Source organism: Caulobacter sp. CCNWLW153 (assembly GCF_036889365.1).
Lineage (GTDB): Bacteria > Pseudomonadota > Alphaproteobacteria > Caulobacterales > Caulobacteraceae > Caulobacter > Caulobacter radicis.
Genome location: NZ_JBAKFV010000018.1, coordinates 31,359 through 56,369, shown reverse-complemented (window position 1 = coordinate 56,369; position 25,011 = coordinate 31,359). Strand labels below are relative to the sequence as shown.

Here is a 25,011-nt window from a genome sequence, read left to right as displayed (position 1 = left end):
GTCATGCTCGAACATATCGTCGCCGCCGCGATCCGGCTGCGCTGGGTCGTGCTGGCGCTCGTCGCCGTCGCGATCGCCGTCGGGGTCTGGAGCTTCCAGCGCCTGCCCATCGACGCCACGCCCGACATCACCAACGTCCAGGTGCAGATCAACACCGAGGCGCCCGGTTTCTCGCCTCTGGAGGCCGAACAGAGGGTCACCTTCCCGGTCGAGACGGCCATCGCCGGCCTTCCGGGCCTGCAATACACCCGCTCGATCTCGCGCTACGGCCTTTCCCAGGTCACCGTCGTCTTCAAGGACGGAACCGACATCTACTTCGCCCGCCAGCTGGTCGGCGAGCGGCTGCAAAGCGCGCGCGGCCAGCTGCCGCCGGGCCTGACGCCGGAACTTGGCCCCATATCCACGGGCCTGGGCGAGATCTTCATGTATACCGTGGAGGCCAAGCCCGGCGCCCGCCGTCCTGACGGCGAGGCCTGGGGCCCCGAGGACCTGCGCACCTTGCAGGACTGGGTGATCCGGCCCCAGCTGCGCAACACGCCCAGGGTCACCGAGGTCAACACCATCGGCGGCTTCGAGCGGCAGTACCACGTCACGCCCCTGCCCGAACGGCTGTCGGCCTACGGCCTGACCATGGGCGACGTCGTGGCGGCGCTGGAGCGCAACAACGCCAATGTCGGGGCCGGCTACCTGGAGCGCTACGGCGAGCAGGTTCTGGTGCGCGTGCCCGGACAGGCCTCGGGAATCGCCGACCTGTCGGCGGTCATCGTCGCCAGCCGCAACGGCGCGCCGATCCGCGTGGCCGACGTCGCCGACGTCGGGCTGGGCCAGGAGCTGCGCACCGGCGCGGCCACCGAGAACGGCCAGGAGGTGGTGCTGGGCACCGTCTTCATGCTGGTCGGCGAGAACAGCCGCACCGTGGCCCGCGCCGCCGCCGCCCGCCTGGAGGAGGCCGCCAAGGCCCTGCCGCCGGGCGTCACGGCCAAGCCGATCTACGACCGCACCGACCTCGTCGACCGCGCCATCGCCACCGTCGAGAAGAACCTGCTGGAAGGCGCCCTGCTGGTCATCGTCGTGCTGTTCCTGCTGCTGGGCAACATCCGCGCGGCCCTGATCACGGCGGCGGTCATCCCGCTGTCGATGCTGCTGACCATCACCGGCATGGTCCAGGCCGGCGTCTCGGGCAACCTGATGAGCCTGGGGGCGCTGGACTTCGGCCTGATCGTCGACGGCGCGGTGATCATCGTCGAGAACTGCCTGCGACGCCTGGGCGAGGCCCAGCATCGCGAAGGGCGCCTGCTGACCCGCGACGAGCGCTTTTCCCTCGTGGCTTCGGCTGCCGGCGAGGTGATCCGGCCTTCCCTGTTCGGGATCCTGATCATCACCCTGGTCTATGTGCCGATCTTCGCCCTCACGGGGGTGGAGGGAAAGATGTTCCACCCGATGGCCATCACCGTGGTCATCGCCCTGACGGCGGCCCTGGTGCTGTCCCTGACCTTCGTCCCCGCGGCCGTGGCCATGTTCGTCACCGGCAAGGTCGAGGAGAAGGAAAGCCGCATCATGGCCGGCGCCCGGCGCCTGTACGAGCCGGCCCTGGAGGCGGCCCTGCGCCTGCGGGTTCCGTTCGTGGTCGGCGCGGCGGTGCTGGTGGTCGTGGCCGCCTTCGCCGCCTCGCGCATGGGCTCGGAGTTCGCGCCCAGCCTCGACGAGGGCGACATCGCCATGCACGCCATGCGCATCCCTGGCACCAGCCTCACCCAAGCCGTGGCCATGCAGGCGGCGCTGGAGAAGCGGATCGCCCGCTTCCCCGAGGTCGAGCGGGTCGTGGCCAAGATCGGCACCGCCGAGGTCGCCACCGACCCGATGCCGCCCTCGGTGGCCGACACCTTCATCCTGCTGAAGGACCGCAAGGACTGGCCCGACCCGCGCAAGCCCCGCGCCAGGCTGGTGGCCGAACTGGAAGCGGCCGTCGCCGAGGTCCCAGGCAGCAACTACGAGTTCACCCAGCCGATCCAGATGCGGTTCAACGAACTGCTGTCGGGCGTGCGGGCCGACGTGGCCATCAAGGTTCACGGCGACGATCTCGAGCAACTTCGGGCGGTCGGCGAGAAGATCGGCGCGGTGGTCGAGGGCGTCTCCGGCGCCCAGGACGTCGGGGTCGAGCAGGTCACCGGCCTGCCCGTCCTGCAGATCACCCCCGACCGCGCCGCCCTGGCGCGCCTGGGGCTCAATGTCGACGACGTCCAGTCGGTGGTGGCCACCGCCATCGGCGGCACGGTCACCGGCCAGGTGTTCGAGGGCGACCGGCGGTTCGACGTGGTCGTGCGCCTGCCCGAGAGCGAGCGCGGCAAGGTCGACGACGTCGGCCGGCTGCGCATCCCGCTGCCGGGAAGCCTAGACCAGCCCCGCGGCTTCGTGCCCCTGCAGGACGTCGCCCGGATCGAGACCGTGATCGGCCCCAACCAGATCAGCCGCGAGGACGGCAAGCGCCGCGTCGTCGTCACCGCCAATGTCCGCGGTCGCGACCTGGGCTCGTTCGTCGACGAGGTGCGCGAGAAGGTCGGGGCGCAGGTCGAGGTCCCGCCCGGCTACTGGATCACCTATGGCGGCACGTTCGAGCAGCTGATCTCGGCGGCCAGGCGGCTTCAACTGGTGGTTCCGGCCGCCCTGCTGCTGATCTTCGGCCTGCTCTACGCGCTGTTCCGCTCGGCCAAGGACGCCGGGATCGTGTTCTCAGGCGTGCCCCTGGCGCTGACCGGGGGCGTCCTGGCCCTGCTGCTGCGCGGCCTGCCGATGTCGATCTCGGCCGGGGTGGGCTTCATTGCCCTCTCGGGCGTGGCGGTGCTGAACGGCGTGGTCATGCTGAGCTTCATCCGTTCGCTGCGGCAGGACGGCATGGACCTTGACCAGGCAATCCGCGAGGGCGCCCTGGCGCGGCTGCGGCCGGTGCTGATGACGGCCCTGGTGGCCAGCCTCGGCTTCGTGCCCATGGCCTTCAACGTCGGGGCCGGCGCCGAGGTCCAGCGGCCGCTGGCCACCGTGGTCATCGGCGGCATCGTCTCGTCCACCCTGCTGACCCTTCTGGTGCTGCCGGCCCTCTACCGGCTCGCCCATCAGGTCAGACTGCGGCCTTAAGCCGCTGTTCAGGCGCGATTAATCTCGAAAAGCCGATCGTGGGATCGTACCCGCTCCCGGACCCCGGTTTTCGCCTTCAAGGGCGTAAGCCGGGGTCCGGGGGCTCCAGCTTTCGGAACCCGCGCCATGCTTCGCCGCAAACCCAAGAAGACGCCCTTTCCCGTGGCGGACGGCGACACCGTCGAGCTCGTCCTCCGCTGCGGTCACCGCGCCCGCGCCTCGGTGCTCGGCTCCAGCGGCGGCCTGATCGAACTGGCCTATCGCAAGGCCGACGACCGCTGCGGCCACGCCTATGTCGACGCCGCCACCCTGCAACCGGGCGAGAACGTCCGCTGGGCCTTCACGGCCCGTCCGCCGGTTCAGGATCGGGGATATACGGGTTGACGACCGAGCTGACATACCAGCCGCCGTCGATCCGCTTCGTCGCGCGGATCTCGCCTCCCGGAATCACGGTCACATCGAGGTTCTTTTTGCCCAGCAGGCGGTCTGCGCCCCGGCCATTGATGTTCTTCCAGTCAAAGCTCAGCGTGAGCTTCATATTGGCGTAGATGCGAATTTCCTGCCCGGGGTAGCCGTCCGTGATCCGGTTCAGTTCGCCCTTGTTTTGGATGAAGAACGTATCGCGGCCAAGCGCCGAGAAGGCGCCGTCGGTGATCATCACGGCCTTGGGCTGTCCATCGCCGGTGACGATCTCCACACGAACGCCAGCTGGCAGCCTGGGCGTGGGATAGGTGACGACTTCCGCTTCGGTGATCCTCTGGGCGACGATCCGGATGTTCACGTTGCTGAAGGACCCGTAGGCGCTCTCCAGGGCGTTCCACAGCGCCAGCGCGTACTTGGCGTCGTCCACCACCAGGGTCAGGTTGACGTTGCGCCAGTTCAGCACGCCCCGGAAGCCCGCCATGGCGCTGGTCTGGCTTGCTGTGGCGTTCTTGCTGAGCGTCAGCGTCGTGCCCGACACCGCAACAACCTTGGTGTCGGGAGCGATCACGCCATCGCATGCAACCAGCACGCCCGGCAGCAGATAGCCGCCGGTCGCGCCTGGATCGCCGGTCACCGTGACGGTCGGAGACCCTGCCGTCGTGGTGATGCTCCGGCCGATCTCGATCGTCGGCGGCAGGCGACAGGCGGCGTCGTCCTTCGGCGACCTGATCACCGCGCGAATGTCGACGTTCTCGATCACGCCGCCATAGTCGAGCCCAAGGAAGCAGTTCGGACCATAAAGGACGACGTCCGCGGTCATGTCCGAGGTCACGTCGAAGCCGGTGGCGGCCTGCCGGTCGGTGAACACCCCGGTGACGACGGTGCGGCGACAGCAATGAGGAACGTCCGAGCCGCCCTCGGCCAGGCCCCAGATGTCGCCTGTTCCCCGACCGATCAGGTCGCAGCCGACATAGGTCTCGTCCTCGTTGTTGAAGCGCGAAACACAGAAGGCCACGGGCGAGTAGCCCGGCCCGCTATACACTCGGTACGGAAGGGTGCTCAGGTCCGCCCGCACCCCCCCATGGACATGCGTCGATCCCTGGATGTCGTAGCCGTGATACCCCACGCGCCGAACCTGCGACTGCGCGAGGTCCACGCCGGTCGCTCCATGCACGACGATGCCCGTCCAGCCGACGTTGGCGACCCGGACGCCGATCCGCAGCCTGGCGTTCCGCCAGACCCCGCCGGCGTCATGCAGTTCCAGGCCGATGAAGCTGTAGTTCTCGATCCGGCAAAGCAGGCTCACGTCCGATACTTGAGCGGCGTTGCGTACGCCGTACACCCATACGTCGGGCGTCGTGATGGAGCTGCCATCGAACAGGATGTCGGCGCCGACCGTCACGTCGGAGGCCTCGATGCTCAGGTGCACCGTGCCCGAGGCCGCCTCGGGCACGAGCAGGAAACGGCCCGAGCCGACCAGCCGCGTGCCTGGTGTCGAGAGCACCAGCCCCAGGGTCAGATAGGTGTAGCCGAGCGTGTCGATGACGCCGCCGGCGTTCAGGACCCGTTGCACATAGACCGTCAGGTCCACGGTGTTGACGCCGTTGATGATGGCGCCGTGCAGGGATGCGGGAATGGCGTCCAGCAAGGTCCGATGCTGGTTCAGCTTGTTGTCGACGTCTGTGGTCTGGCCCAGCGTGATGTCGGGGCTATAGGCGATGTTGCCGGAGAGGTCCGCGCCAATGAGCGAACGAGCGGCGGCTGCCGTCGCCGCGCCGACGACCGATCTTCCCAGGCTCGAAAAGGCTGTGGCGCCGGCCGAACCCGCGCCGTTCCCATAGATCAGTTGGTCGTTCGCGAGCGTCACGCCGGATATGGCCGTCAGGGTCGCCGAAAGCGGCTGGTACTCGTTATCGGCTGAGCTCACGCGATACTCCTGAACCTATCGTCAAACACGACAATCCTGGTTCGGAGCGTGCTGGTCCGTCGCGTCAGTCCAGGATCGAAGCCTCGCCGCTTCGACATCTGAGGTTGCCGAAAGCGAGACCACAATCCTGCTTCTAGATGCGTCGATCCCGAGTCGCTACGGCTAGAACCGCCAGTTCAGCGCCGCGCCCCAGGTCAGCGGCTTGCCGGGGAAGCGCACCACGGTGTTGGCGTTGCTGCTGACCGCCGTCCAGTAATACTCGTCGGTCAGGTTGCGCGCCCACAGCGACAGCTCCCAGCCCTGGTCGGGCGACGAGATCCCGATGCTGCCGTTCAGCAGGCCATAGCTGTCGATGACGAACAGCGGATTGCCCTCCAGGTCGGCGCTCGACTTGTCCTGCCAGCGGCCGTTCAGCGCCGCCTGCAACTTCAGGCCATTGGCCAGGTCGTGGTCGAATAGGGCCGTCAGGCCGCCCTGGAACTTCGGGCTGTATAAAAAGGGCCGTCCGTCGAAGTCCTGGGGCTGACCGGCGCCGTTGATGCCGGTGTAGCCTTGGACCTCGGTGTGCAGCCAAGTCGCCGAGGCGAGGAAGGTGAGAGACTTGGTCGCGCGCCAGGTGATGTCGCCGTCCAGGCCGCGGGCCATGCCCTCGGGCACGTTGGCCAGGCGCGACAGGGCCGTATAGATCGGGTCGGCGAACGACACGCTGAGCTGCTTGTCGGTGTAGTCGTAGTAGAAGACGCTCAGGTTGGCCTGCACGCGCCGATCGAACAGCGCGGCCTTCACGCCCACCTCGTAGGCCGTCAGCAGTTCCTGCCGCGCCGGGGCGTTCTGGGTCGAGATGTTGGCCGCGTTGATCGGCGTCGCCCCGGCCTTGGCCCCGCGCGAGATCGAACCGTAGACCAGCACGTTGTCCGACGCCCGCCAGTCAAGCGCCGCGCGCCAGGCGAAGTTGTCCTCGTCCAGGGTCGAGCGCACGAAGCCGAAGCTGGCCGTGGCCGGATCGAAGGTGTTGCACGAGCCCTGCGTGATCGGCGCCACCAGGCCGTAGACGCCGAAGAACAGCGCCCGGTTCACGACGTTGACGTTGGGCAGCATGTTGCCGTTGAAGTCGCGCGAACAGCCCACGTAATCCTGCTTGTCCTGGCTGTAGCGCAGGCCGACGGTGAGCTTCAGAGTTTCCGTCAACTGCCTGTCGGCGTTGGCGAAAAGGCTCCAGGTGTCGGTCTCGATATTGCCCACGTCCTCATAGGTGCGGAACGCCTGGCTCATCTGCAGCGCGGTATAGCCGCCGCTGTTGAAAGGCGTCGCCAGCAGGGTCGAGCCATAGAACCGGATCAGGCCGACATTGGCGTTCTGGCCCAGGATCGTGCGGTTCATGTCGAGGATCTCGTCGTGGGCGATATAGCCTCCGACCAGCCACGAGCCCTTTTCGGTGCGCCCCTCCAGCCGCAGCTCCTCGGCCGTGGACTCGATGTCGCCGTGCGCCTTCTGCACCAGGATCTCGTAGGGCGCGCCGCTCCAGTCGAACACCGCGTCGCGCCGCAGCTTGTTGTAGCTGGTCAGCGAGATCAGGCTGACGTCGTCGGAGAGGCGCCAGGCCAGCCGCAGCTTGGCGGCGTCGAAGCGGTCGTCCTCCTGCGCCGGATCGCTGATCCCCAGACCCGTGCCGACGTCAGCGCCGCGTACCCACAGCGGGGCCCAGTCGGCCTGGGTGGCCTTGGTCGGCCTGTTGGCGGCGATGTAGTTGACCAGGCCCGCGGCGTTGAACGGGCTGGCCGCCGTCGCGGGCGTGAAGCCGATGGCCTGGGCGGCCACCGTGTCGGACCGGTTGCGCCAGCCGGCGTAGGAGAAGTCGATGTCGACCTTCTCGCTGGGCTGGGCGGCCAGCGACAGCCGCCAGCCCTGGCGATCTACCTCGCCCAGCCGCTCGTCGCGACTGTTGCTGACCTGCCAGCCCTTGCCGCTATGCTCGGCGCGGAAGGCGACCCGGGCCTGGACCTTGTCGCCCAGCGGACCGCTGAAATAGCCCTCGAGGTTGCGGGTCTTGTAGTTGCCAAGCTCGGCCGTCAGCCCGGCCTCGAACTCCTCGGTGGGCTTGTTGGTGACGAAGTCGACCAGGCCCGCCGTGGTGTTGCGGCCGTACAGCGTGCCCTGAGGACCTTTCAGCACCTCGACCCGCTCCAGGTCGAACATCGGGCCTGTGTTCATGAACGGATAGGCGTAGGCGACCTCGTCCACATAGGTGCCGACCGTCGAGGTGGCCGACAGGTTGATGGTGTTGAAGCCGATGCCGCGCAGCGTATAGGTCGGCACGCCCTGGTAGCTCTGGCTGACAGTGAAGCTGGGCGCGACCGTCGACAGATCCTTGGGGTCGGTGACGCGCAGCTGCTGCAAGGCCTGGCCGCTGAAGGCCTGGATCGGCATGCCGATGTCGTTGGCCGCTTCCTCGCGACGCTGGGCCGTGACGACGACCGTCTCGATGGCCAGGCTGTCCTTTTCGTCTTGCGCGGGCTTGGCCGTCGGGGCCTGGGCCCAGACGGGCGCGGCCATCGACAGGGCCATCGCCGACACCCCCAGCGTCAGCGCCAGGCGCAGTGGTCCTTGCATGCGAAACCTCCCTCCGGCCGCGCCTTCATTGGACGCTGGCTCTATCGGAGCGTGCGGGTCGCCCGCCCCTCTAACAAGCTATCGGAACTGATAGGGTCCCAAGCCGGTCACAGCCCCAGCACCAGCCTGGCGATGATGTCGCGCTGGATCTCGTTGGAGCCGCCGTAGATCGAGGCGGCGCGGTTGTTGAGATAGCGGGCCATGGTCGTGCGGCCGTGCTCGGGGCCGATCAGGGCCTCGTTCGAGCCCGCCTCGCGCGCGGCCGGCTGATGGACGGCGGCCCACGCCCCCAGATGCGCCACCGCCAGTTCGTCCTGCCGCTGCAAGGCCTCGGATCCCTGCGCCTTCAGGATCGACGAGGCTGGACCCGGATTGGCGCCGCTGGCGAAGGCGCTCAGCACCCGTCGCTCCGTGACGTCGATGGCCAGGGCCGCGATCTCGGCTTCGGCCAGGCGTCGCCGCTGGTCGGGATCGTCGGCCACGCCCGCTTCGCGCAGCCTGGAAAGGCCCGCCTCCAGCCCCGCCGCATAGCCCCCGCCCCGCTCGAACTCCAGCAGGTGCTTGGCCACCGTCCAGCCCTGGTTCTCCTCGCCCAGCCGGTCGGCCTTGGGCGTGCGGACCTCGTCGAAGAACACCTGGTTGACCTCGTGCTCGCCGGCCAGGGTCAGGATCGGATCGACGCGGATCCCCGGCCGGTCCATCTCGACCAGCAGGAAGGTGATGCCGGCCTGCGGCTTGCCCTCCGTGCTCGTGCGCACCAGGCAGAACATGTGCGTGGCCCAGTGGGCGTGGGTGGTCCAGATCTTCGAGCCGCTGAGCACGTAGTCGCCGCCGTCGGGCGTCGCCTTCATCTGCAACGAAGCGAGATCCGACCCCGCCCCGGGCTCCGAATAGCCCTGGCACCAGTAGTCCTCGCCCGACAGGATCCTGGGCAGGTAGCGGGCCTTCTGCTCGGGACTGCCGAACCGCATGATCGCCGGCGCCACCATCCGCAGGCCCATCGGCGCCAGGCCCGGCGCGCCGGCCCGCGCGCACTCGGCCTGGAAGACATGCCGCTGGATCTCGCTCCAGCCCGGGCCGCCGTGCTCGACTGGCCAGCTCGGCGCGACCCAGCCCCTGGCGTGCAGGATTCTCTGCCAGGCCAGGCTGTGCTCCTTGTCGCAGAACACGCTGGTCATCCGCCGCCCGGCCTCGCGCAGGCCCGGCGTCAGCTCGGCGTCCAGGAACGCCCGCACCTCGTCGCGAAAGGCCAGGTCTTCGGGCGACAGCTCCAGATCCACGCGCGCGCTCCATGCCAACGTCGGGGAAACTTGCGAAAGCCGGGGGCCGGTGCGCAAGCTATCGGAACCGATAGGGAAAGAGCGCCCGCATGACGGCGACGACGGAGGGGGATCGCGAGCGCCTGGCGCGGGTCATGGACCTGGCCCTGCACGTGCGCGATCTAGGCGCCGAGATCGGCCTGCCCTACGTCGCCGCCAGCGCCGACATCTCGAGCCCCGAACCGATGCTCGGCCCCGACGGACTGCCGCTGGCCGAGACCACGTTCGAGTGGCTGGACGCGGGCCTGCGCTACTGGCGCGACCGTTCTTTCGCCCTGCGGGCCCCGTTCATCCTGGCCGCCCGCTACGCCGCCGAGCCATTCTTTTACCACCAGGGCCGCTTCGCCAGTTGGCGGCCGCTGCCGAGACTCGAGGCCATTCCGGTCGCCGAGGCGGCGCAGGACTTCGGCGTCGCCGCCGCCGTCATCGCGCCCGCCTACCTGACCGGCGGGGTGATCGGCGCGGTGGTCTGGGCCTCGGACGAGCCGCTGGCCGACCTGCCCGCGCTCTACGCCGCCCATGCCGACCGGCTGCACGGCGCGGCCCTGCGCCTGGTGTCGGCCTATCGCGACGGCCTGGCCGACGACGGCCCGCTGGCCCGCTTGACCAAGCGCGAGATCCAGTGCCTGAAATGGGCGGCGGCCGGAAAGACCGACGCCGACATCGGCCAGATCATCGGCATCTCCGGACCCACGGTCCGGTTCCACGTCCAGAACGCCGCCCTGAAGCTGCGCGTGGCCGGGCGGGCCCAGGCGATCCATCGGGCCACGGGCCTCGGCTATCTGGGCTCCGCCGCATTCTGAGGCGCCGGCGCCCTGGATGATGCGCGGCAATGCTTTGTCACGAACGAGATGCACAGCCGCAAGGCGGCCTCTCCACCTTAAGACCTGTCAGAAGCGCCCGCCGAACGAGGGATCGGCCCGCGCTTCACAGGAGAAGACCATGAGCAAGACCCGCAATCGCCTGCTGGCCCTGACCGCCCTGGGCGGCCTGGCCATCGGCGGCGCGGCCGTCGCCGAAACCGTGAAGCTGCCTGCCAAGCAGGTCGCCCTCGGCGTCGATCACTTCCAGGCCAAGACCCAGGTCATCGACGATCAGCTCGACGTCGAGACGGTGGTCAGCACGCAGGCCGGTTTCCAGACCGGCAAGGGCCTGTTCCGCAACCCGTCGAACGACAACTACCTGCGCGCCGTCGTCGACAAGCGCACCGGCGCGACGCGTTACGAAGTCCGCCAGACCCTGATGTACCAGGGCTCGATGCGCGAGTACGACACCGTGGCCTACGAGACCGCCGCCTGGCCGGTCCAGGCCCAGGCGATCAAGATCCGAGACAACGCCGGCCGCTGCTTCCTGTTCGAGGCGCCGGAGCTGTGCACGGAAGAAGTCGCCTTCTCGGTCAGCGAGAACGAGCTGCGCAAGGTCGCCGCCAAGCCGCAGGCCTGGGGCTTCAAGTTCAAGTCGCCCAAGGGTTACGAGCACCGCACGGCCATCACCCAGGCCGAGATCGTCGGCCTGCTGAACAGCGTCGACGCCTATCGCGCCACCCTTCCCGCCGTCCAGGCCCAGGCCGACACCGCCACCGGCGGCTGAGCCTCGCATCCCCGTATTCCGGAGTAGTTCCGTACCATGAAGTTCGTTGCTTTGATCGGCGTGGCCGCTGGCCTCGTCGCTTTCCCCGCCATGGCCGGTCCGGCCGGCCACGGCCTGACCTTCACCGAAGAAGTCGCCAAGAAGAACCTTCAGAAGCGCACCGTGAAGATCTCCGCCGCCGCCTCCTGCGCCGCCCCGGCCGCCGTCGAGCTCGCCAAGCGTGACGACGTCGCCGCCGCCAAGGCCAAGGAAGGCGTGGTCCGCGTCGTGTTCCACTCGGCCGACGCCGCCGCGGCCCAGGAAGGCGCCGTCCGCGCCGCCGTTTCCGATATCTGCCGCGCCGTCTAAGGCGTCCGGCATCCAAGACGGCCGCTTCGGCGGCCGGCCCTCGCGCGAGTCCTCTTCCCCCGAAGTGCGCGCGAGGGCATCCCTTTTTCAGAGAACGATGCAATCTGGCCTGGTATTGGCTTGAAGTCGGTGGAAAACAGCCGCTTTCTACCTTGCTCGCGGCCGCATCGTTCCTAGATAGCCCAGGCATATGGATAGCTCAGGTAACGGACTGAACGCTTTGCAGCGGGAGCTGGCCACAGCCCCTGTGGCCCCGACCGTGCTCATCGTCGAGGACGATCCGGCCCTGCGCACCCTGCTGATGCGCCTGCTGCGCGAGGAAGGCTTCCAGCCCCTCAGCGCCGCGCACGGCGGCGAGATGGCCCGCGTCCTGGAGACCAACACGGTCGACATCATCCTGCTCGACGTGATGATGCCGGGCAGCAACGGCTTCCAGCTGTGCCGCAGCCTGCGCAAGGAGAGCGACGTTCCGATCGTGATGCTCAGCGCGCGCGACGACGAGAGCGACCGCCTGATCGGCCTGGAGCTCGGCGCCGACGACTATATCGGCAAGCCCTTCAGCAAGAAGGAGCTGATCGCCCGCATCCGCGCCATCCTGCGCCGCACTCAAGGCGGGGCCCAGGCCAGCCAGCCGCGCGGCGCCCAGCAGATGGTGTTCGCCGGCTGGCAGCTCGATCCGGGCCGCCGCGAGCTGCTGTCGCCCGACGGCGCCTTCGTCGACCTGTCGGGCGCCGAGTTCGACCTGCTGCTGGCCTTCCTGTCCTCGCCCCAGCGGGTGATCGGCCGCGAGCGCCTGCTCGAGATGTCGCGGGCCCGCATCTCCGACGCCTCGGACCGCAGCATCGACGTGCTGGTCAGCCGTCTGCGCCGCAAGCTGGCCGTCAGCGGCCAGGCCGAGTCGCTGCTGCGCACCGTGCGCGGCATCGGCTACATCTTCACCGCCCAGGTGGAGCGGCGATGAAGCCTTTGCGGCTATGGCCGCAGCGTCTGGTCGGCCAGGTCACCCTGGTCCTGATGCTGGCCGTCGCCCTGGAATTCATCGGCAGCTCGATCCTGTTCGAGAACAGCCGCATCTACCCCAACCGCAACAACCAGGTTCAGCGCGCCGCCGAACAGCTGGTGACCGCCGAAGCCATCCTCGAGACCCGCCCCGAGCACGAGCGCATCGCCCGCGCGGCGGGTCTCTCCAGCCGCTCCAGCCAGTTGGAGTGGACGCCCCTGCCCCATCTGGTCGACCGCGAGCGCTCTGCCGAGCGCAAGCTCAGGGACCAGTTCCGCGCCGCCGAGCCCAGCCTGGCCCGGCGCGAGCTGCGGATGAACGCCGAGATCGACCGCACCCTGCCGCGCGACACCCACCTGAAGGTGGCGCTGAAGATGCGCGACGGCACCTGGTTGACCATGAAGACCAAGATCCGGGCCGCCCCCTGGGCGGTGCTGCTCAGCAGCGTCGGCTCGGCCTTCATCCTGGGTCTGGGCGTCATCACCGCCGCGGCCCTCGTGCTGCGCAACCTCAGCCGTCCCCTGCGGGCGCTGGCCGAGGCCGCCGACAAGGTCGGCCAGGGCGCGCGCGTGCGGGTGGCCGAGACCGGCGCCGGCGACCTCAAGATGGTGGCCCAGGCCTTCAACGCCATGCAGGACCGCATCGCCGGCCTGCTGCAGACGCGCACCGAGGCCCTCGCCGCCGTCGGCCACGACCTGCGCACGCCGCTGGCCCGCCTGCGCCTGCGCGCCGGCTTCGTCTCCGAGACCTCGGCCCGCGAGGCGCTGGAGGCCGACGTCGACGAGATGACCGGCATGCTCGACTCGCTGCTGGCCTATCTGGGCGGCCAGGAGGATCCCGAGCCGCCGCGCCGCACCGACATCGCCGCCATCGCCATGACCCTGGTCGACGACGCCACCGACTCCGAGCGCATCGCCACCTATGACGGTCCCGAGCACCTGCCGGTGCGGGCCCGTCCGTTGTCGCTCAAGCGCGCCATCAGCAACATCGTCGAGAACGCTCTGCACTACGGCGGCGAGGCCGCCCTGACCCTCAGCCGCGAAGGCCGGATGGTCGTGCTGGCGGTCGAGGACAAGGGCCCCGGCATCCCCGAGGCCCAGCTGGCCCACGTGCTGGAACCCTTCCACCGCCTCGACAGCGCCCGCGCCCGCAACACCGGCGGCCTGGGCCTTGGCCTCACCATCGTCCAGCAGATCCTCAAGCGCGAGGACGGCGAACTGATCCTGCGCAACCGCCCGCAAGGCGGCCTCCGCGCCGAGATCCGCCTGCCGGCGCTATAGAGAAGATCCTCCCCTCTGGGGGAGGCGGCCCGAAGGGCCGGAGGGGGGCCGTTTTCAGCTTTCGAGACGCCTTCGGTCACCCCACCGATACACCCGCCTCCCTCGCCCTCGTGGCGAGGGCCCATGCCGGCCGCTGCACAAGGCCCAGGAAGGCGGTCTTGAGGAACCTCCCCCTGCGGAGGAGGTCGCCCATAGCGCTAAGATCCTCCCCTCTGGGGGAGGTGGCCCGAAGGGCCGGAGGGGGACCGCCGAAGGCGATCGCAGCCCACCACGAGAAAGCCCCGTCTCGGAAACCCTTTGTCACAAAACCCGCTGCGTCGCAGCAAAGACGCCACCCCACCTTCCATGTTGCGTGGCGGTTCAGGCCGCGCGCGCCGCGGCGTCCGTTACCCCTTTCCCCGGACGCCGCGGCCATCGCATGGAGGTTCCTCTTGGAACAGTTTCTCGAACGCGCCGCCTTCTTCCGCGGCCAAGTCTTCCCGGCTCAAAGCGCACTGTACGAGCGCCTGGCCAGCCACGGCCAGAGCCCCTCGGCCCTGATGATCTCGTGCGCCGACTCGCGCGTCGTGCCCGAGCTCATCACCCAAGCCAATCCCGGCGACCTGTTCGTCTGCCGCAACGCGGGCAACATCGTGCCGCCGTTCAGCCAGGCCAACGGCGGCGTCTCGTCGGCCGTGGAATACGCCGTCATGGCGCTAGGCGTGCGTGACATCGTCGTCTGCGGCCACTCCGACTGCGGCGCCATGAAGGCGTTCTCCAACCCGGCCGCCCTGGAAAAGATGCCGAACGTGGCCGCCTGGCTGCGCCACGCCCACGCCGCCCACAGCGTCGTCTGCAACGCCTATCACGGCCTGGACGAGCACGGCACGACCCGCGCCCTGTCGCTGGAAAACGTGGTGGTCCAGATCAATCATCTGCGCACCCACCCGTCGGTGGCCTCGGCCATCGCCCAGGGCAAGCTGACCCTGCACGGCTGGTTCTTCGAGATCGAGACCGGCCAGATCCAGGCCTATAACGGCGACACCGGCCAGTTCGAGCAGGTCTACGAAGGCCAGCCCCTGCCCGTCGCCCAACGTCCGGCCAAGCGCATGGTCGCCGCCGACCATCTGGGCATCGCGGCCGAATGAGCAACTCCGCCGTTTCCTCCCCGAACGGCGCGAAGTCCGGGTTCGGCGCGATCTTCTCGCGTGACCTGACGGCTTCCATCGTCGTCTTCCTCGTGGCGATGCCCCTCTGCATGGGCATCGCCGTCGCCTCTGGCGTTCCGGCCGAGCGCGGCCTGATCACCGGCATCATCGGCGGCATCGTCGTCGGCGCCCTCGCCGGCTCTCCCCTCCAGGTCAGCGGCCCCGCCGCCGGCCTGGCCGTCATCGTGTTCGAGATCGTGGCCAAGCACGGCCTGTCGACCCTCGGCCCGATCCTGGTGCTGGCCGGCCTGGTCCAGCTGGCCGCCGGCGCCTTGCGCATGGGCCAGTGGTTCCGGGCCATCTCGCCGGCCGTCGTGCACGGCATGCTCGCCGGCATCGGCGTCCTGATCGTCGCGGGCCAGTTCCACGTGCTGTTCGGCGACAAGCCGCGCGCCAACGGCCTGGACAACCTGCTGGCCATCCCGGGCGCCATCACCGGCCTGTCGGTGTCGACCTTCGGCGCCGCCGAAGCCGCCCTGCTGGTCGGCGTGGTCACCATCGGTTCGATCCTGCTCTGGGAGAAGATCCGTCCGGCCAAGCTGAAGCTGGTTCCCGGCGCCCTGCTGGGCGTGCTGGCCGGCACCTTCGTGGCCATGGGCTTCGGTCTCGACGTCCAGAAGATCGCCGTTCCGGAATCGATCGCCGGCGCCATCGCGATCCCGGGCATGGCCGACTTCGCCAAGCTCGCCGATCCGATGCTGATCCTCACCGCCGTGGCGGTGGCGTTCATCGCCTCGGCCGAGACCCTGCTGTCGGCGGCCGCCGTCGACCGCATGCACGATGGTCCGCGCACGAAGTACAACAAGGAGCTTGGCGCCCAGGGCGTCGGCAACCTGCTGTGCGGCCTGGTCGGCGCCCTGCCGATGACCGGCGTGATCGTGCGCAGCTCGGCCAACGTCCAGGCCGGCGCCGTCACCCGCGCCTCGGCGATCCTGCACGGCGTGTGGATCCTGGCCTTCGTCGCCCTGCTGCCCTTCGTCCTGCGTCAGGTCCCCAGCGCCGCCCTCGCCGGCGTGCTGGTGGTCACCGGCTGGAAGCTGGTCAGCCTGGACCACGTCCGTCACCTGTTCGCCCGCTACGGCCTGCTGCCGGCGCTGATCTGGGCCGCGACCTTCGTCATGGTCGTCGCCACCGACCTGCTGACCGGCGTGCTGGTGGGCCTGGCCCTGACCGTGGTCGAACTGCTGCCGAACCTGAAGCGCATGCGCCTCAAGATCGCCCAGCAGAACGTCGGCGAGAAGGAACAGGAAATCCGCCTCGAGGGCGCGGCGACCTTCGTGCAGCTGCCGAAGATCACCAAGGCCCTGGACGCGGCTCCCGACGGCGGCGTCGTCCGCCTCGACACCCGCGCCCTGACCGTGCTCGACCACACCACGACCGAGGTGCTGAGCGAGTGGGTCAAGAGCAAGGAGCGCACCGGCTCCAAGGTCGAGCTGCCCAACGCCTGCGTGTTCGGCGAACGGCTGCGGGCCGCCGGCGCCCACTGACCTCACCCAGTCGCCCCGGGACCGAGTCCGCTCGGTCCCGGGGTTCTTTTTCGTTTGAAGACCGTCAGAGACTTTCGATGAACAAGGCCCAGGAACGCGCCGCCGACATGGCGGCTCAAGTGCTTTGCGCCTATCTCCAGAACAACGTCGTCTCGGCCGACGAACTGCCGGACCTCGCGGCCCGCACCTATGCGGCGCTGGAGGCGGTGTTCTCGACCCCGGCCGCCGAGCCGGTCGAACGCCCCAACGCCGACGAGATCGCCGCCAGCGTCACCCAGGACGCCATCGTCAGCTTCGAGAACGGCCGCCGCTATCGCTCGCTGAAGCGCCATCTCAACAGCCTGGGCCTCACCGAGGAGGAATATCGCTCCAAGTGGGGCCTGCCGGACGACTACCCGACGGTCGCCGCCAGCTTCTCGGACCTGCGGTCCAACGTCGCCCGCGCCAACCGTTTCGGCTCGCGTCGCTAGCGCCAAGGAAAAAGGCCCGCCGATCTGGCGGGCCTTCGTCGTTCTACCAGGCGCCGGTGTTGGGCATCGAGACCCAGGGCTCGGCCGGCTCCAGGTGACCGTCCTGCAGCAGCTCCACCGAGATGCCGTCGGGCGAGCGCACGAACGCCATGTGGCCGTCGCGCGGCGGGCGGTTGATGGTCACGCCCTGGTCGGCCAGGCGCTGGCAGGCCGCGTAGATGTCGTCGACCTGGTAGGCCAGGTGGCCGAAATTGCGGCCGCCCTGATAGTCCTCCGGGTCCCAGTTGAAGGTCAGCTCGACCAGCGGAGCCTTGCGTTCCTTGGCCTTGTCGGCGTCGCCCGGCGCGGCGAGGAACACCAGCGTGAACCGGCCCTTCTCGTTCTCCATCCGGTACATCTCCTGCAGGCCCAGGCCCTCGCAGTAGAAGCGCAGCGAAGCGTCGAGGTCTTTCACGCGGACCATGGTGTGCAGATAGCGCAAGGCGGCCTCCAGATGTTGCGAAGCGCCGATATAGCCCAACCCTTACTGCACCGCGACCTTGCCGCGCGTCTGGCGACGCCAGAGCGCCGCGTACTCGCCGTCGGCGGCCAGCAGCGCCGCGTGCGGCCCGCGCTCGACCACCTTGCCCCGGCGCAGCACCAGGATCTCGTCGGCGTCGGCGATGGTCGACAGCCGGTGGGCCACGACCAGGGTCGTGCGCCCTTCCCTGGCCTTGCGCAGCGTCGCCTGGATCGCCGCCTCGGTGCGGCTGTCCAGCGCGCTGGTGGCCTCGTCGAGGATCAGCACCCGCGGGTCGGCCAGCAGGGCCCGGGCGATGCCCACCCGCTGGCGCTCGCCGCCCGAAAGCTTCAAGCCCCGCTCGCCGACCTTGGTGGCCATGCCCTCGGGCAGGCTGCCGATGAAGTCGCCCAGCTCGGCCGCGCGGGCGGCGTCCCAGACCTCTTCCTCGGTCGCGTCCGGACGGCCGAAGGCGATGTTGGCGGCGATCGTGTCGTTGAACAGCGCCACGTCCTGCGGCACCAGCGCCACCGCCCGCCGCAGCGAGGCCTGCTTGAGGGCCTTCAGGTCATGGCCGTCCAGCGTCACCCGCCCCGCCTGCGGGTCGATCATCCGAAGGGCCAGGCGCACCAGCGTGGTCTTGCCGGCGCCCGACGGACCGACGATGGCGACGGTCTGGCCGGGCGCGGCGGTGAAGCTGACATCGCTCAGCCCGTCCGAGCGCGCGCCGTGGCGGAACGAGACGCTCTCGAAGGCCACGGCCCCGCCGCGCCGGTCGCCCGCCGGCGGCAGGTCGATCGCGTCTTCCGTGTCGGCGACGTCGGCGCCCTGACGGCGCAGCTCCATCATCGACTCCATGTCGATGAACGACTGCCGGATCTCGCGATAGGCGAAGCCGAGGAAGTTCAGCGGCTGATACAGGTTCACCAGGATCAGCACGACGGCGGTGATGTCGCCAGGACCGATGCGGCCGTGGGCGGCTTCCGAGCCCGCCAGCACGGCCATCACGACCAGGCCCACGCTCATGATCGCCGACTGCACGACATTGAGCAGCGACAGCGAGTTGGTCGCCTTGATCTGCGCCGCGCCATAGGTCGACAGCGCCCGCTCATAGGCGCCGACCGCGCGGTCCTCGGCCCCGAAGGTCTTGACCGTCTCGTAATTCAGAAGGGCGTCGACGGCCCGCCCTGCGGCTTCCGCGTCGGCCTCGTTGAGCTCGCGCCGGTGGGCGATCCGCCAGTTGGAGATCGAGAAGGTCAGCAGGCCGTAGATGAACACGGTGACGATCGCCGTCGCCGCGAACCGCCAGTCATAGGCGCGCGCCAGGACGGCGGCGGCCAGGATCAGCTCGACGATGGTCGGGGCGATGTTGAAGACCAGGCCCCGGATCAGGAAGTCCATGGCCCGCGCGCCCCGGTCGATCGTGCGCGACAGGGCTCCGGTGCGCTTGGTCTGGTGGAAATCGATCGACAGCGACAGGGCGTGGGCGAAGGTTTCGGTGGCCGCGCGGTTCTGCGCGGCCTGGGCGACGGGCGTGAACACCGCGTCGCGGGCCTGCGGCGCGGCGGCGGCGATGAAGCGCACGCCCGCCCAGCCCAGCGCCAGGGCGGCGAAGGACAGCGTCACCTGGGTCGCCGCGCCCTGCCCGGCCGTCAACCGGTTCACGGCCGCGCCCAGCAGCAAAGGCGCGGCCACGCCGAGCGCCTTGCCGACGAAGGTCAGGGCCAGGGCCGCGGCAAGGCGCCAGGCCAGGCCGGGCGCGCGGGATCGCAGGACGAGGCGCAGAAGTTCGGCCAGCGCCGCCCATCCGGAGACCGGCTTGGCGGCTTCAGGAGCGGTTCGCGCGCTGTCGCGACCGGCCGAGGCGAAACCTCTCACCGGGCCTCTCCGAGCGCGTACAGCACCGTCGTCTGGACGCCGCCGCCCGGGGTCATCCAGTCGGCGCGCCAGGCGCCGTCAAGGCGCTCGGCATGCAGGGGACCCGCGCTCAGCGGACCCGGCGCGGAGACGGCGATCCTGACGAGGTCCTCGCCGCCCTCGCCGGCCACCTGCACGCCGTGCTCGCCATGAGACAGCGGCTGGGTCAGCGAGAAGCTGAAACGCCCTTGAGCGTCGACCTTGCCCTCGGCCTGCGAGACGCGGTCCACGCGGACGCCGAAGCCGGCCCCGGGTCGGCCTACGCCGGAGATCACCGCCCCGCCTTCCTGGTCGTAGTCGATGGCGAGGATCCGCAGGGAATCAGACGGGCCGGCCAGCGGTTCGGAGCCGCCGCCGGCCTTCAGCAGGGCGACGGCGCCCTCGGGCGTGATCAGCACATAGCCTTCGGCCTGGACGGTGCGTCCCTCGCGGGTCATCGACAGGCCGAACAGCCGAGGCTCGACCGCGCCGGGAAGAACCGCGCGCCACAGACCCGAGGCGTCGGCCTCGACGCTGATCGCCTCTCCGGTCGGCGCCCCCAGCCGCACCGAGGCGCCGGCCGTGGCCGACCCCGACAGCGCCACGCCGCCGCCCTGGGTCGCCGCGGTGACCACCTTGGGCGGCGCCAGATAGGCCGCTTCGGGGTCGCGGGCGGGCTGGGCGGCCGGCGCGGTGCGCCCCCAGTCCCGCCGTCCGTCCTCGCCGCAGGCCGCGAGGGTCGCAACGAGCGCCAGGGCCAACGGCCACGGCTTGAAAGCGGCCTTGCGAATCCCGATCATGCGCCTTCCAAATCCTGGGGCGGTCGCTAAGACCGAGGCCCGAAACGCCATGGCGCGCCCTTCCCGACGGGAGCCGCGCCTTTTCTTTTGTTGGAGTGGACGACGATGCCCGACCTGTCTAGCCGCCTGGGGTCGGTATGCGTCTACTGCGGCTCCTCGAACACGGCCGATCCGGCCTATCTGGCGGCCGCCCACCAGATCGGCGGCGACTTCGCCCGCGCCGGCCTCAAGCTTGTCTACGGCGGCGGCGGCGTCGGCCTGATGGGCGCGGCGGCGCGCGGCGCGCATGAAGCCGGCGGCGCGGTGCTGGGCATCATCCCGGAGTTCCTGCGCGGTCGCGAAAAGCCGTTCGACGACGTCGAGACGGTGATCGTCACCTCGATGCACGAGCGCAAGATGCTGATGTTCGAGCGCTCCGACGCCTTCGTCGTGCTGCCCGGCGGCATCGGCACGCTCGAGGAGATCATCGAACTGCTGTCCTGGCGGCGGCTCGACCTGCATCGCAAGCCGATCGTGTTCCACAATCCGGACGGCTTCTGGGACCCGCTCTTCACCCTGCTCAAGCACACCATCGACCGCGGCCTGACCCCGCCCGCCCTGACCAGCGCCTGGGTGTCGGTCGAAACGGCCGAGGACGTCACTCCGGCCTTGCTGGCGTGGGGTTTGGACGTCAATCGCGATCGCGAGATCGACGTTCGGCGATTGACTTAGTTTTCAATAACAACGAACAATGTGATCAGCGTCCACTTATAATTAGGACGCGGGGATAGGAGATGTCCATGCGTATGCTTCTGCTCGGCGGTCTCGCCGCAGCTTCCCTCGTCGGCGTGGCTCATGCCGCGTCGTCGGAAGGCGCCATGCTCGTTCTGAAGGCGCCGCCGGCCAAGGCCGAACTGATCCTTGAAGGGGCCATGTGGCGCTGCACCGGCACGGTCTGCAAGGCGCCGGCCGTAAAGGCCCTGCCCGCCGTGCGCAGCTGCCGCAAGGTGGTCGCAGAGCTGGGAGCCGTGTCGGCCTTCACCTGGCGAGGCGAAGCGCTCGACGCCGCCGGCGTCGATGAGTGCAACACGGCCGCCAAGCCGTAAGCCCTCCTCGAAATCATGGAATTCAGCGCCATCCCGGCCCGTCCGGGATGGCGTTTTCTTTTGGGCGCTACTTCTGGTCCGAAGTCTTGGGCGGCTGCGACTGTTGCGGCGGCTTGGCGGCGCCGGGGCGAGGGCCGACCAGCAGTCCGCCCATCAGGGCGAAGGACAGCATGGCATGGCTCATCTTGGTTACATTCATGGCGGCGTCTCCTTGACCAGCCCGGAGCGACCGCTTGGCGACGCTCCACTTGTTACGGGACCGGGCTCCGCGACCGGTCCAGCCAGAAAGAGACGCGCGCGGCTTACAGGGACTCGCACCCTCCTAGTCGTCAGCGCGTCCAGGCAAGGATGCGCCGCGCCTGCCGCATGACAAGTAAAATATTCCGAACACGGATGAAGTCCGTGCCCTGACGATCGACTTGTAGAGCACCTGGAACGACCTTGCGGATACTATCCGCTCACGCACCAGTCAGTGCAGTGTCGCGCCGTCGCGCTCCGGTAGATCGGCGGTCGGGACCACATCCCCCTGACCAGGCTTTCCGGCCGAGGCGATGATGTTGGCCGCGGCGCGCAGCATGACCGGCTCGACGCGCTCGGCCTCGCAGCCGACCAGTTCGGCCGCCAGCTCCGGCAGGTCGGCGCACAGGCGCAGCTGGCCCGCGATCCGTTGCAGGGCGAAGCTTTCCTCCAGGCCGGGATCGTTGGCCACGACGCCCACCAGCAGCGAGAGCGCGGTCTCCAGCTTGTCGGCCCGCGCCTTGGCCTCGCGCGCCTGGTCCAGCAGCAACCGCGCGCTGGAATCCATGGCCTCCAGCGTGTCGGCCAGTTTCTCCGGAGAGAGGCCCATCAGCATTTCGGGGCGGAGCATCGTGTTCACCGTGCAGTCCATCGAGTGTTCTGCTGCGTTGAACGGTCGCACCCCGGCGCGCTGGGCGGTCTAAAGTGGCGTCCCGACGAAAAAGGCCGCCCGCGTCGGCGTGACGCAGGCGGCCCTGGCTCGAAACCTCGGGCGCTCAGTGGACGGCTTACGCCGCCGCGCCGAACGACAGGCCCTCGTAGCGGCGCAGGTGGTGATCGACCGAGCCGAACAGGCCCTCGATGATCGTCCCGCGCTTGAAGTAGTGGCCGATGGCCAGCTCGTCGGTCATGCCCATGCCGCCGTGGATCTGGATGGCGTTCTGGCCGACGAACTTCAGGGCGCGGCCGATGCGCACCTTGGCCGCCGAGACGGCCTTGGCGCGCTCGGCGTCGCTTTCGTCGAGCTTGATGGTGGCCATGTAGGTCATCGACACCGACTGCTCGAGCTCGATGAACATGTCGACCATGCGGTGCTGCAGCACCTGGAAGTCGGCGATGGCGCGACCGAACTGCTTGCGCTGCTTGGCGTAGTCCAGCGTGCCCTCGTGCAGCTTGCGCAGCACGCCCACGCCTTCGGCCAGGCTGGCGGCGGCGGCTTCGTCGAGCACCTTCTCGACGAGCGGCAGGCCCTCGCCCTCGGCGCCGACCAAGGCGTCGGCCGGGATCGAGACGTTCTCGAAATATACTTCCGAGGCGCGACCGCCGTCGACGGTGGGATAGTCGCGGGTGACGACGCCCGGCAGGTTCTTGTCGATCAGGAACACCGACACGCCCGCAGCCTCGCGCTGGCCGCCGCCGGTGCGGGCGGTGACGACGAGATGGCTGGCGAACGGCGCGCCGACCACCACGGCCTTGTGACCGTTGAGGATCCAGCCCGAGCCGTCCTTCCTGGCTGTCGTCTTCAGGTCGCTCCAGGTGTAGCGGCCCTGCGGCTCGGCATAGGCGAAGGCGATGGTGGTGGTCCCCGCGACGATGCCCTCGATGACCGAAGCGGCGCCGGCATAGCCCGAGTGCTTCATGAAGCCGCCGCCGATGACGACCGTGCCCAGATAGGGCTCGATGACCAGCGCTTTGCCGAACTCCTCCATGATGATCATGTTGTCGATCGCGCCGCCGCCCAGGCCGCCCAGTTCCTCGCTGAACGAGGCGCCCAGGATGCCCAGTTCCTCGGCGAAGGCCTGCCAGTAGTCGGCGCGCCAGCCGCTTTCGGAAGCGACGATCTTGCGGCGGGTCTCGAAGTCGTACTTGTCCTGCAGGAAGCTCGCGACCGTGTCGCGGACCATCGACTGCTCTTCGGTGAAGTTGAAGTCCATGAGGGCGGTTCCTCTTATGGTTCCCCTCCCCCTTGCGGGGAGGGGTTAGGGGTGGGGGTGTCAGCGCCGATCGTGGAAAGTACGCGCTGGACAGCCGAATGCGGGTCGTAGATCGCTAACTCGTTGGGGACTCTGATCACGGTGTAGCCCCTCGCCTCCAGCCAGGCTTGGCGTTCGGCGTCGCGGGCGGCCACCGCGTCCAGGGCGTGGATCCCGCCGTCCACCTCGACGATCAGCCGATGGTGATGGCAGACGAAATCCACGATGTAGGGTCCGAAAGGCGCTTGGCGGCGAAAGTGAGATCCGGGGATCTCGGCATTCCTGAGCGCCTTCCAGAACAGCTTTTCCGCCAGTGTCGGCTCGCGGCGCATCCTGCGGGCTGATCGATCTGCTCGCTCGGATGTGTGCACCGGTCCTGGCGTTCGTGCTGACACCCCCACCCCCTGCCCCCTCCCCGCAAGGGGGAGGGGAATTCCGGTTGTTGTCAGAGGCCCAGCACCATCTTGGCGATGATGTTGCGCTGGATCTCGTTGGAGCCGCCGTAGATCGAGGTCTTGCGGACGTTGAAATAGGTCGGCGCGGCGCGGTGGGCGAAGTCGGGGCCGATCGGATGGGCGTTGTCGCCGTCCTTCGGAAAGCCGCGGAAGTAAGGCGCGCCGTAGTGGCCGGCCGCCTCCAGGGCCAGTTCGGTGATCCGCTGCTGGATCTCGGTGCCCTTGATCTTCAGGACGCTGGATTCCGGCCCCGGCCCCTTGCCCGCCGCCTCGCCGGCCAGGGTGCGCAGCTCGGTGTATTCCAGCGCGGCCAGGTCGATCTCCAGCTCGGCGATCTTGCGCTTGAACATCGGGTCGCGGATCAGGGCGTCGCCGTCATCCGAGAGTTCGGTCGAGGCGATCTGGCGGATGCGCTCGATGCCACGCTTGGAGCGGGCGACGCCGGCGATGCCGGAACGCTCGTGCGCCAGCAGGAACTTGGCGCAGGTCCAACCCTTGTTCTCTTCGTAGATGCGGTTCTCGATCGGCACCTTGACGTTCTCGAGCCAGACCTCGTTGACCTCGTGCTCGCCGCCCAGGGTGATGATCGGGCGCACGGTCACGCCCGGCGACTTCATGTCGATCAGCAGGAACGAGATGCCTTCCTGGATCTTGGCGTTCGGATCGGTGCGCACGAGGCAGAAGATCCAGTCGCCGTGCTGGGCCAGCGTGGTCCAGGTCTTCTGGCCGTTGACCAGGTAGTATTCCTTGCCATCGTCGCCGGTGAAGCGTTCGGCCTTGGTCTTCAGGCTGGCCAGGTCCGAGCCCGCGCCCGGTTCGCTATAGCCCTGCGACCACCAGATCTCGCCCGACAGGGTCGGCGGCAGGAAGCGTTCCTTCTGCTCGGGCGTGCCGAAGGTGTAGATCACCGGGCCGACCATGTTGATGCCGAACGGCAGGATCGGCACGCAGTCGGCGCGGGCGGTCTCTTCCGACCAGATGTAGCGCTGCACCGAGGTCCAGCCCGGGCCGCCGTACTTCTCCGGCCAGGCGGGGGCGACCCAGCCCTTCTGGGCCAAGGTGCGGTGCCAGGAGAGGAAGTCCTCCTTGGACATCTCCTCGCCCTCTTCCTGGCGCTCGCGCAGGCCTTCCGGATAGTTCTGCGCGATGAAGGCGCGAACCTCGTCGCGGAAGGCCAGGTCTTCGGGCGAAAAATCGAGGTTCATTGCGCGCTCCCGAACAGGCCGGCTGAGCCGGCGTCTTGTTGTTTCGGGAAGATGATAGGGGTCGAACGAGCGTTTGGAAAGATGACGC

General features: G+C 68.9%; 23 protein-coding genes. 12 read left to right on the top strand and 11 right to left on the bottom strand.

Features of this window, described 5'->3' with window-relative positions:
- Positions 1–3: 3 nt before the first annotated feature.
- Positions 4–3,132 (top strand): efflux RND transporter permease subunit, encoded by a 3,129-nt coding sequence (locus V6S85_RS22910; RefSeq protein ID WP_334350375.1) that lies wholly within the window; start codon positions 4–6, stop codon positions 3,130–3,132.
- A gap of 126 nt (positions 3,133–3,258) precedes the next feature.
- Positions 3,259–3,516 (top strand): hypothetical protein, encoded by a 258-nt coding sequence (locus V6S85_RS22905; RefSeq protein WP_334350374.1) that lies wholly within the window; start codon positions 3,259–3,261, stop codon positions 3,514–3,516.
- Here V6S85_RS22905 and V6S85_RS22900 read toward each other — a convergent pair.
- The 3 genes from V6S85_RS22900 to V6S85_RS22890 form a co-directional block, all read right to left on the bottom strand.
- Positions 3,473–5,482: a hypothetical protein gene (locus V6S85_RS22900; RefSeq protein WP_334350373.1), complete on the bottom strand. Its 2,010-nt coding sequence runs from the start codon at positions 5,480–5,482 to the stop codon at positions 3,473–3,475. The genes V6S85_RS22905 and V6S85_RS22900 overlap by 44 nt on opposite strands.
- Before the next feature lie 162 nt (positions 5,483–5,644).
- Positions 5,645–8,092, bottom strand: a complete 2,448-nt coding sequence (locus V6S85_RS22895) for a TonB-dependent receptor (protein WP_334350372.1) — start codon at positions 8,090–8,092, stop codon at positions 5,645–5,647.
- Positions 8,093–8,199: 107 nt separating this feature from the next.
- Complete coding sequence (locus tag V6S85_RS22890; RefSeq protein ID WP_334350370.1) at positions 8,200–9,372, bottom strand: acyl-CoA dehydrogenase family protein; 1,173 nt, start codon at positions 9,370–9,372, stop codon at positions 8,200–8,202.
- 89 nt (positions 9,373–9,461) lie between these two features.
- Between V6S85_RS22890 and V6S85_RS22885 the strand changes: the two genes are divergently transcribed.
- From V6S85_RS22885 to V6S85_RS22850, 8 genes are all read left to right on the top strand, one after another.
- The gene (locus tag V6S85_RS22885) at positions 9,462–10,214 is read left to right on the top strand and encodes a helix-turn-helix transcriptional regulator (protein WP_334350369.1); all 753 of its coding nucleotides are present in this window, start codon (positions 9,462–9,464) and stop codon (positions 10,212–10,214) included.
- A gap of 139 nt (positions 10,215–10,353) precedes the next feature.
- Positions 10,354–11,001 (top strand): hypothetical protein, encoded by a 648-nt coding sequence (locus V6S85_RS22880; RefSeq protein WP_334350368.1) that lies wholly within the window; start codon positions 10,354–10,356, stop codon positions 10,999–11,001.
- A 36-nt stretch (positions 11,002–11,037) separates the two neighbouring features.
- Positions 11,038–11,349, top strand: coding sequence for a hypothetical protein (locus V6S85_RS22875; RefSeq protein WP_334350367.1), 312 nt, complete (start codon positions 11,038–11,040; stop codon positions 11,347–11,349).
- A gap of 247 nt (positions 11,350–11,596) precedes the next feature.
- Positions 11,597–12,310 carry a response regulator transcription factor gene (locus V6S85_RS22870; protein ID WP_334350366.1) on the top strand — a complete coding sequence of 238 codons (714 nt, stop codon included), beginning with the start codon at positions 11,597–11,599 and terminating at the stop codon, positions 12,308–12,310.
- The gene (locus tag V6S85_RS22865) at positions 12,307–13,629 is read left to right on the top strand and encodes an ATP-binding protein (RefSeq protein ID WP_116564369.1); all 1,323 of its coding nucleotides are present in this window, start codon (positions 12,307–12,309) and stop codon (positions 13,627–13,629) included. Before V6S85_RS22870 ends, V6S85_RS22865 begins: the two co-directional genes overlap by 4 nt.
- A gap of 431 nt (positions 13,630–14,060) precedes the next feature.
- The gene (locus tag V6S85_RS22860) at positions 14,061–14,756 is read left to right on the top strand and encodes a carbonic anhydrase (protein ID WP_334350365.1); all 696 of its coding nucleotides are present in this window, start codon (positions 14,061–14,063) and stop codon (positions 14,754–14,756) included.
- Positions 14,753–16,303, top strand: a complete 1,551-nt coding sequence (locus tag V6S85_RS22855; RefSeq protein ID WP_116564373.1) for a SulP family inorganic anion transporter — start codon at positions 14,753–14,755, stop codon at positions 16,301–16,303. Before V6S85_RS22860 ends, V6S85_RS22855 begins: the two co-directional genes overlap by 4 nt.
- 77 nt (positions 16,304–16,380) lie before the next feature.
- Entirely contained in the window at positions 16,381–16,773 is a 393-nt protein-coding gene (locus V6S85_RS22850; RefSeq protein WP_207780678.1) for a MucR family transcriptional regulator, read from the top strand.
- A 43-nt stretch (positions 16,774–16,816) separates the two neighbouring features.
- Here V6S85_RS22850 and V6S85_RS22845 read toward each other — a convergent pair whose 3' ends face one another.
- Genes V6S85_RS22845 through V6S85_RS22835 form a run of 3 tightly spaced genes read right to left on the bottom strand, consistent with a single transcriptional unit; the run spans position 16,817 to position 19,968 of the window.
- Entirely contained in the window at positions 16,817–17,254 is a 438-nt protein-coding gene (locus V6S85_RS22845; protein WP_116491286.1) for a VOC family protein, read from the bottom strand.
- A gap of 42 nt (positions 17,255–17,296) precedes the next feature.
- Positions 17,297–19,222, bottom strand: coding sequence for an ABCB family ABC transporter ATP-binding protein/permease (locus V6S85_RS22840; protein ID WP_116564375.1), 1,926 nt, complete (start codon positions 19,220–19,222; stop codon positions 17,297–17,299).
- On the bottom strand, positions 19,147–19,968 hold the full coding sequence (locus V6S85_RS22835; RefSeq protein WP_116564377.1) for a hypothetical protein: 822 nt from the start codon (positions 19,966–19,968) through the stop codon (positions 19,147–19,149). Before V6S85_RS22835 ends, V6S85_RS22840 begins: the two co-directional genes overlap by 76 nt.
- Positions 19,969–20,073: 105 nt before the next feature.
- Here V6S85_RS22835 and V6S85_RS22830 point away from each other — a divergent pair, with 105 nt between their 5' ends.
- Both V6S85_RS22830 and V6S85_RS22825 read left to right on the top strand, forming a co-directional pair.
- On the top strand, positions 20,074–20,679 hold the full coding sequence (locus tag V6S85_RS22830) for a TIGR00730 family Rossman fold protein (protein WP_116564379.1): 606 nt from the start codon (positions 20,074–20,076) through the stop codon (positions 20,677–20,679).
- 68 nt (positions 20,680–20,747) lie between these two features.
- Positions 20,748–21,053, top strand: coding sequence for a CC_3452 family protein (locus tag V6S85_RS22825; RefSeq protein ID WP_116491282.1), 306 nt, complete (start codon positions 20,748–20,750; stop codon positions 21,051–21,053).
- 67 nt (positions 21,054–21,120) lie between these two features.
- On the opposite strand, the gene V6S85_RS22820 is transcribed toward V6S85_RS22825, so the two are convergent.
- The 5 genes from V6S85_RS22820 to V6S85_RS22800 form a co-directional block, all read right to left on the bottom strand.
- On the bottom strand, positions 21,121–21,252 hold the full coding sequence (locus V6S85_RS22820; RefSeq protein WP_243410454.1) for a hypothetical protein: 132 nt from the start codon (positions 21,250–21,252) through the stop codon (positions 21,121–21,123).
- A 270-nt stretch (positions 21,253–21,522) separates the two neighbouring features.
- A complete protein-coding gene (locus tag V6S85_RS22815) occupies positions 21,523–21,921 on the bottom strand; it encodes a hypothetical protein (protein WP_244286936.1) in 399 nt (132 codons plus the stop codon).
- A gap of 157 nt (positions 21,922–22,078) precedes the next feature.
- A complete protein-coding gene (locus tag V6S85_RS22810) occupies positions 22,079–23,224 on the bottom strand; it encodes an acyl-CoA dehydrogenase family protein (protein WP_334350364.1) in 1,146 nt (381 codons plus the stop codon).
- Between the two features lie 14 nt (positions 23,225–23,238).
- Positions 23,239–23,634, bottom strand: coding sequence for an endonuclease domain-containing protein (locus tag V6S85_RS22805; protein ID WP_279325475.1), 396 nt, complete (start codon positions 23,632–23,634; stop codon positions 23,239–23,241).
- A gap of 74 nt (positions 23,635–23,708) precedes the next feature.
- Positions 23,709–24,923, bottom strand: a complete 1,215-nt coding sequence (locus V6S85_RS22800) for an acyl-CoA dehydrogenase family protein (RefSeq protein WP_334350363.1) — start codon at positions 24,921–24,923, stop codon at positions 23,709–23,711.
- Positions 24,924–25,011: the final 88 nt, after the last annotated feature.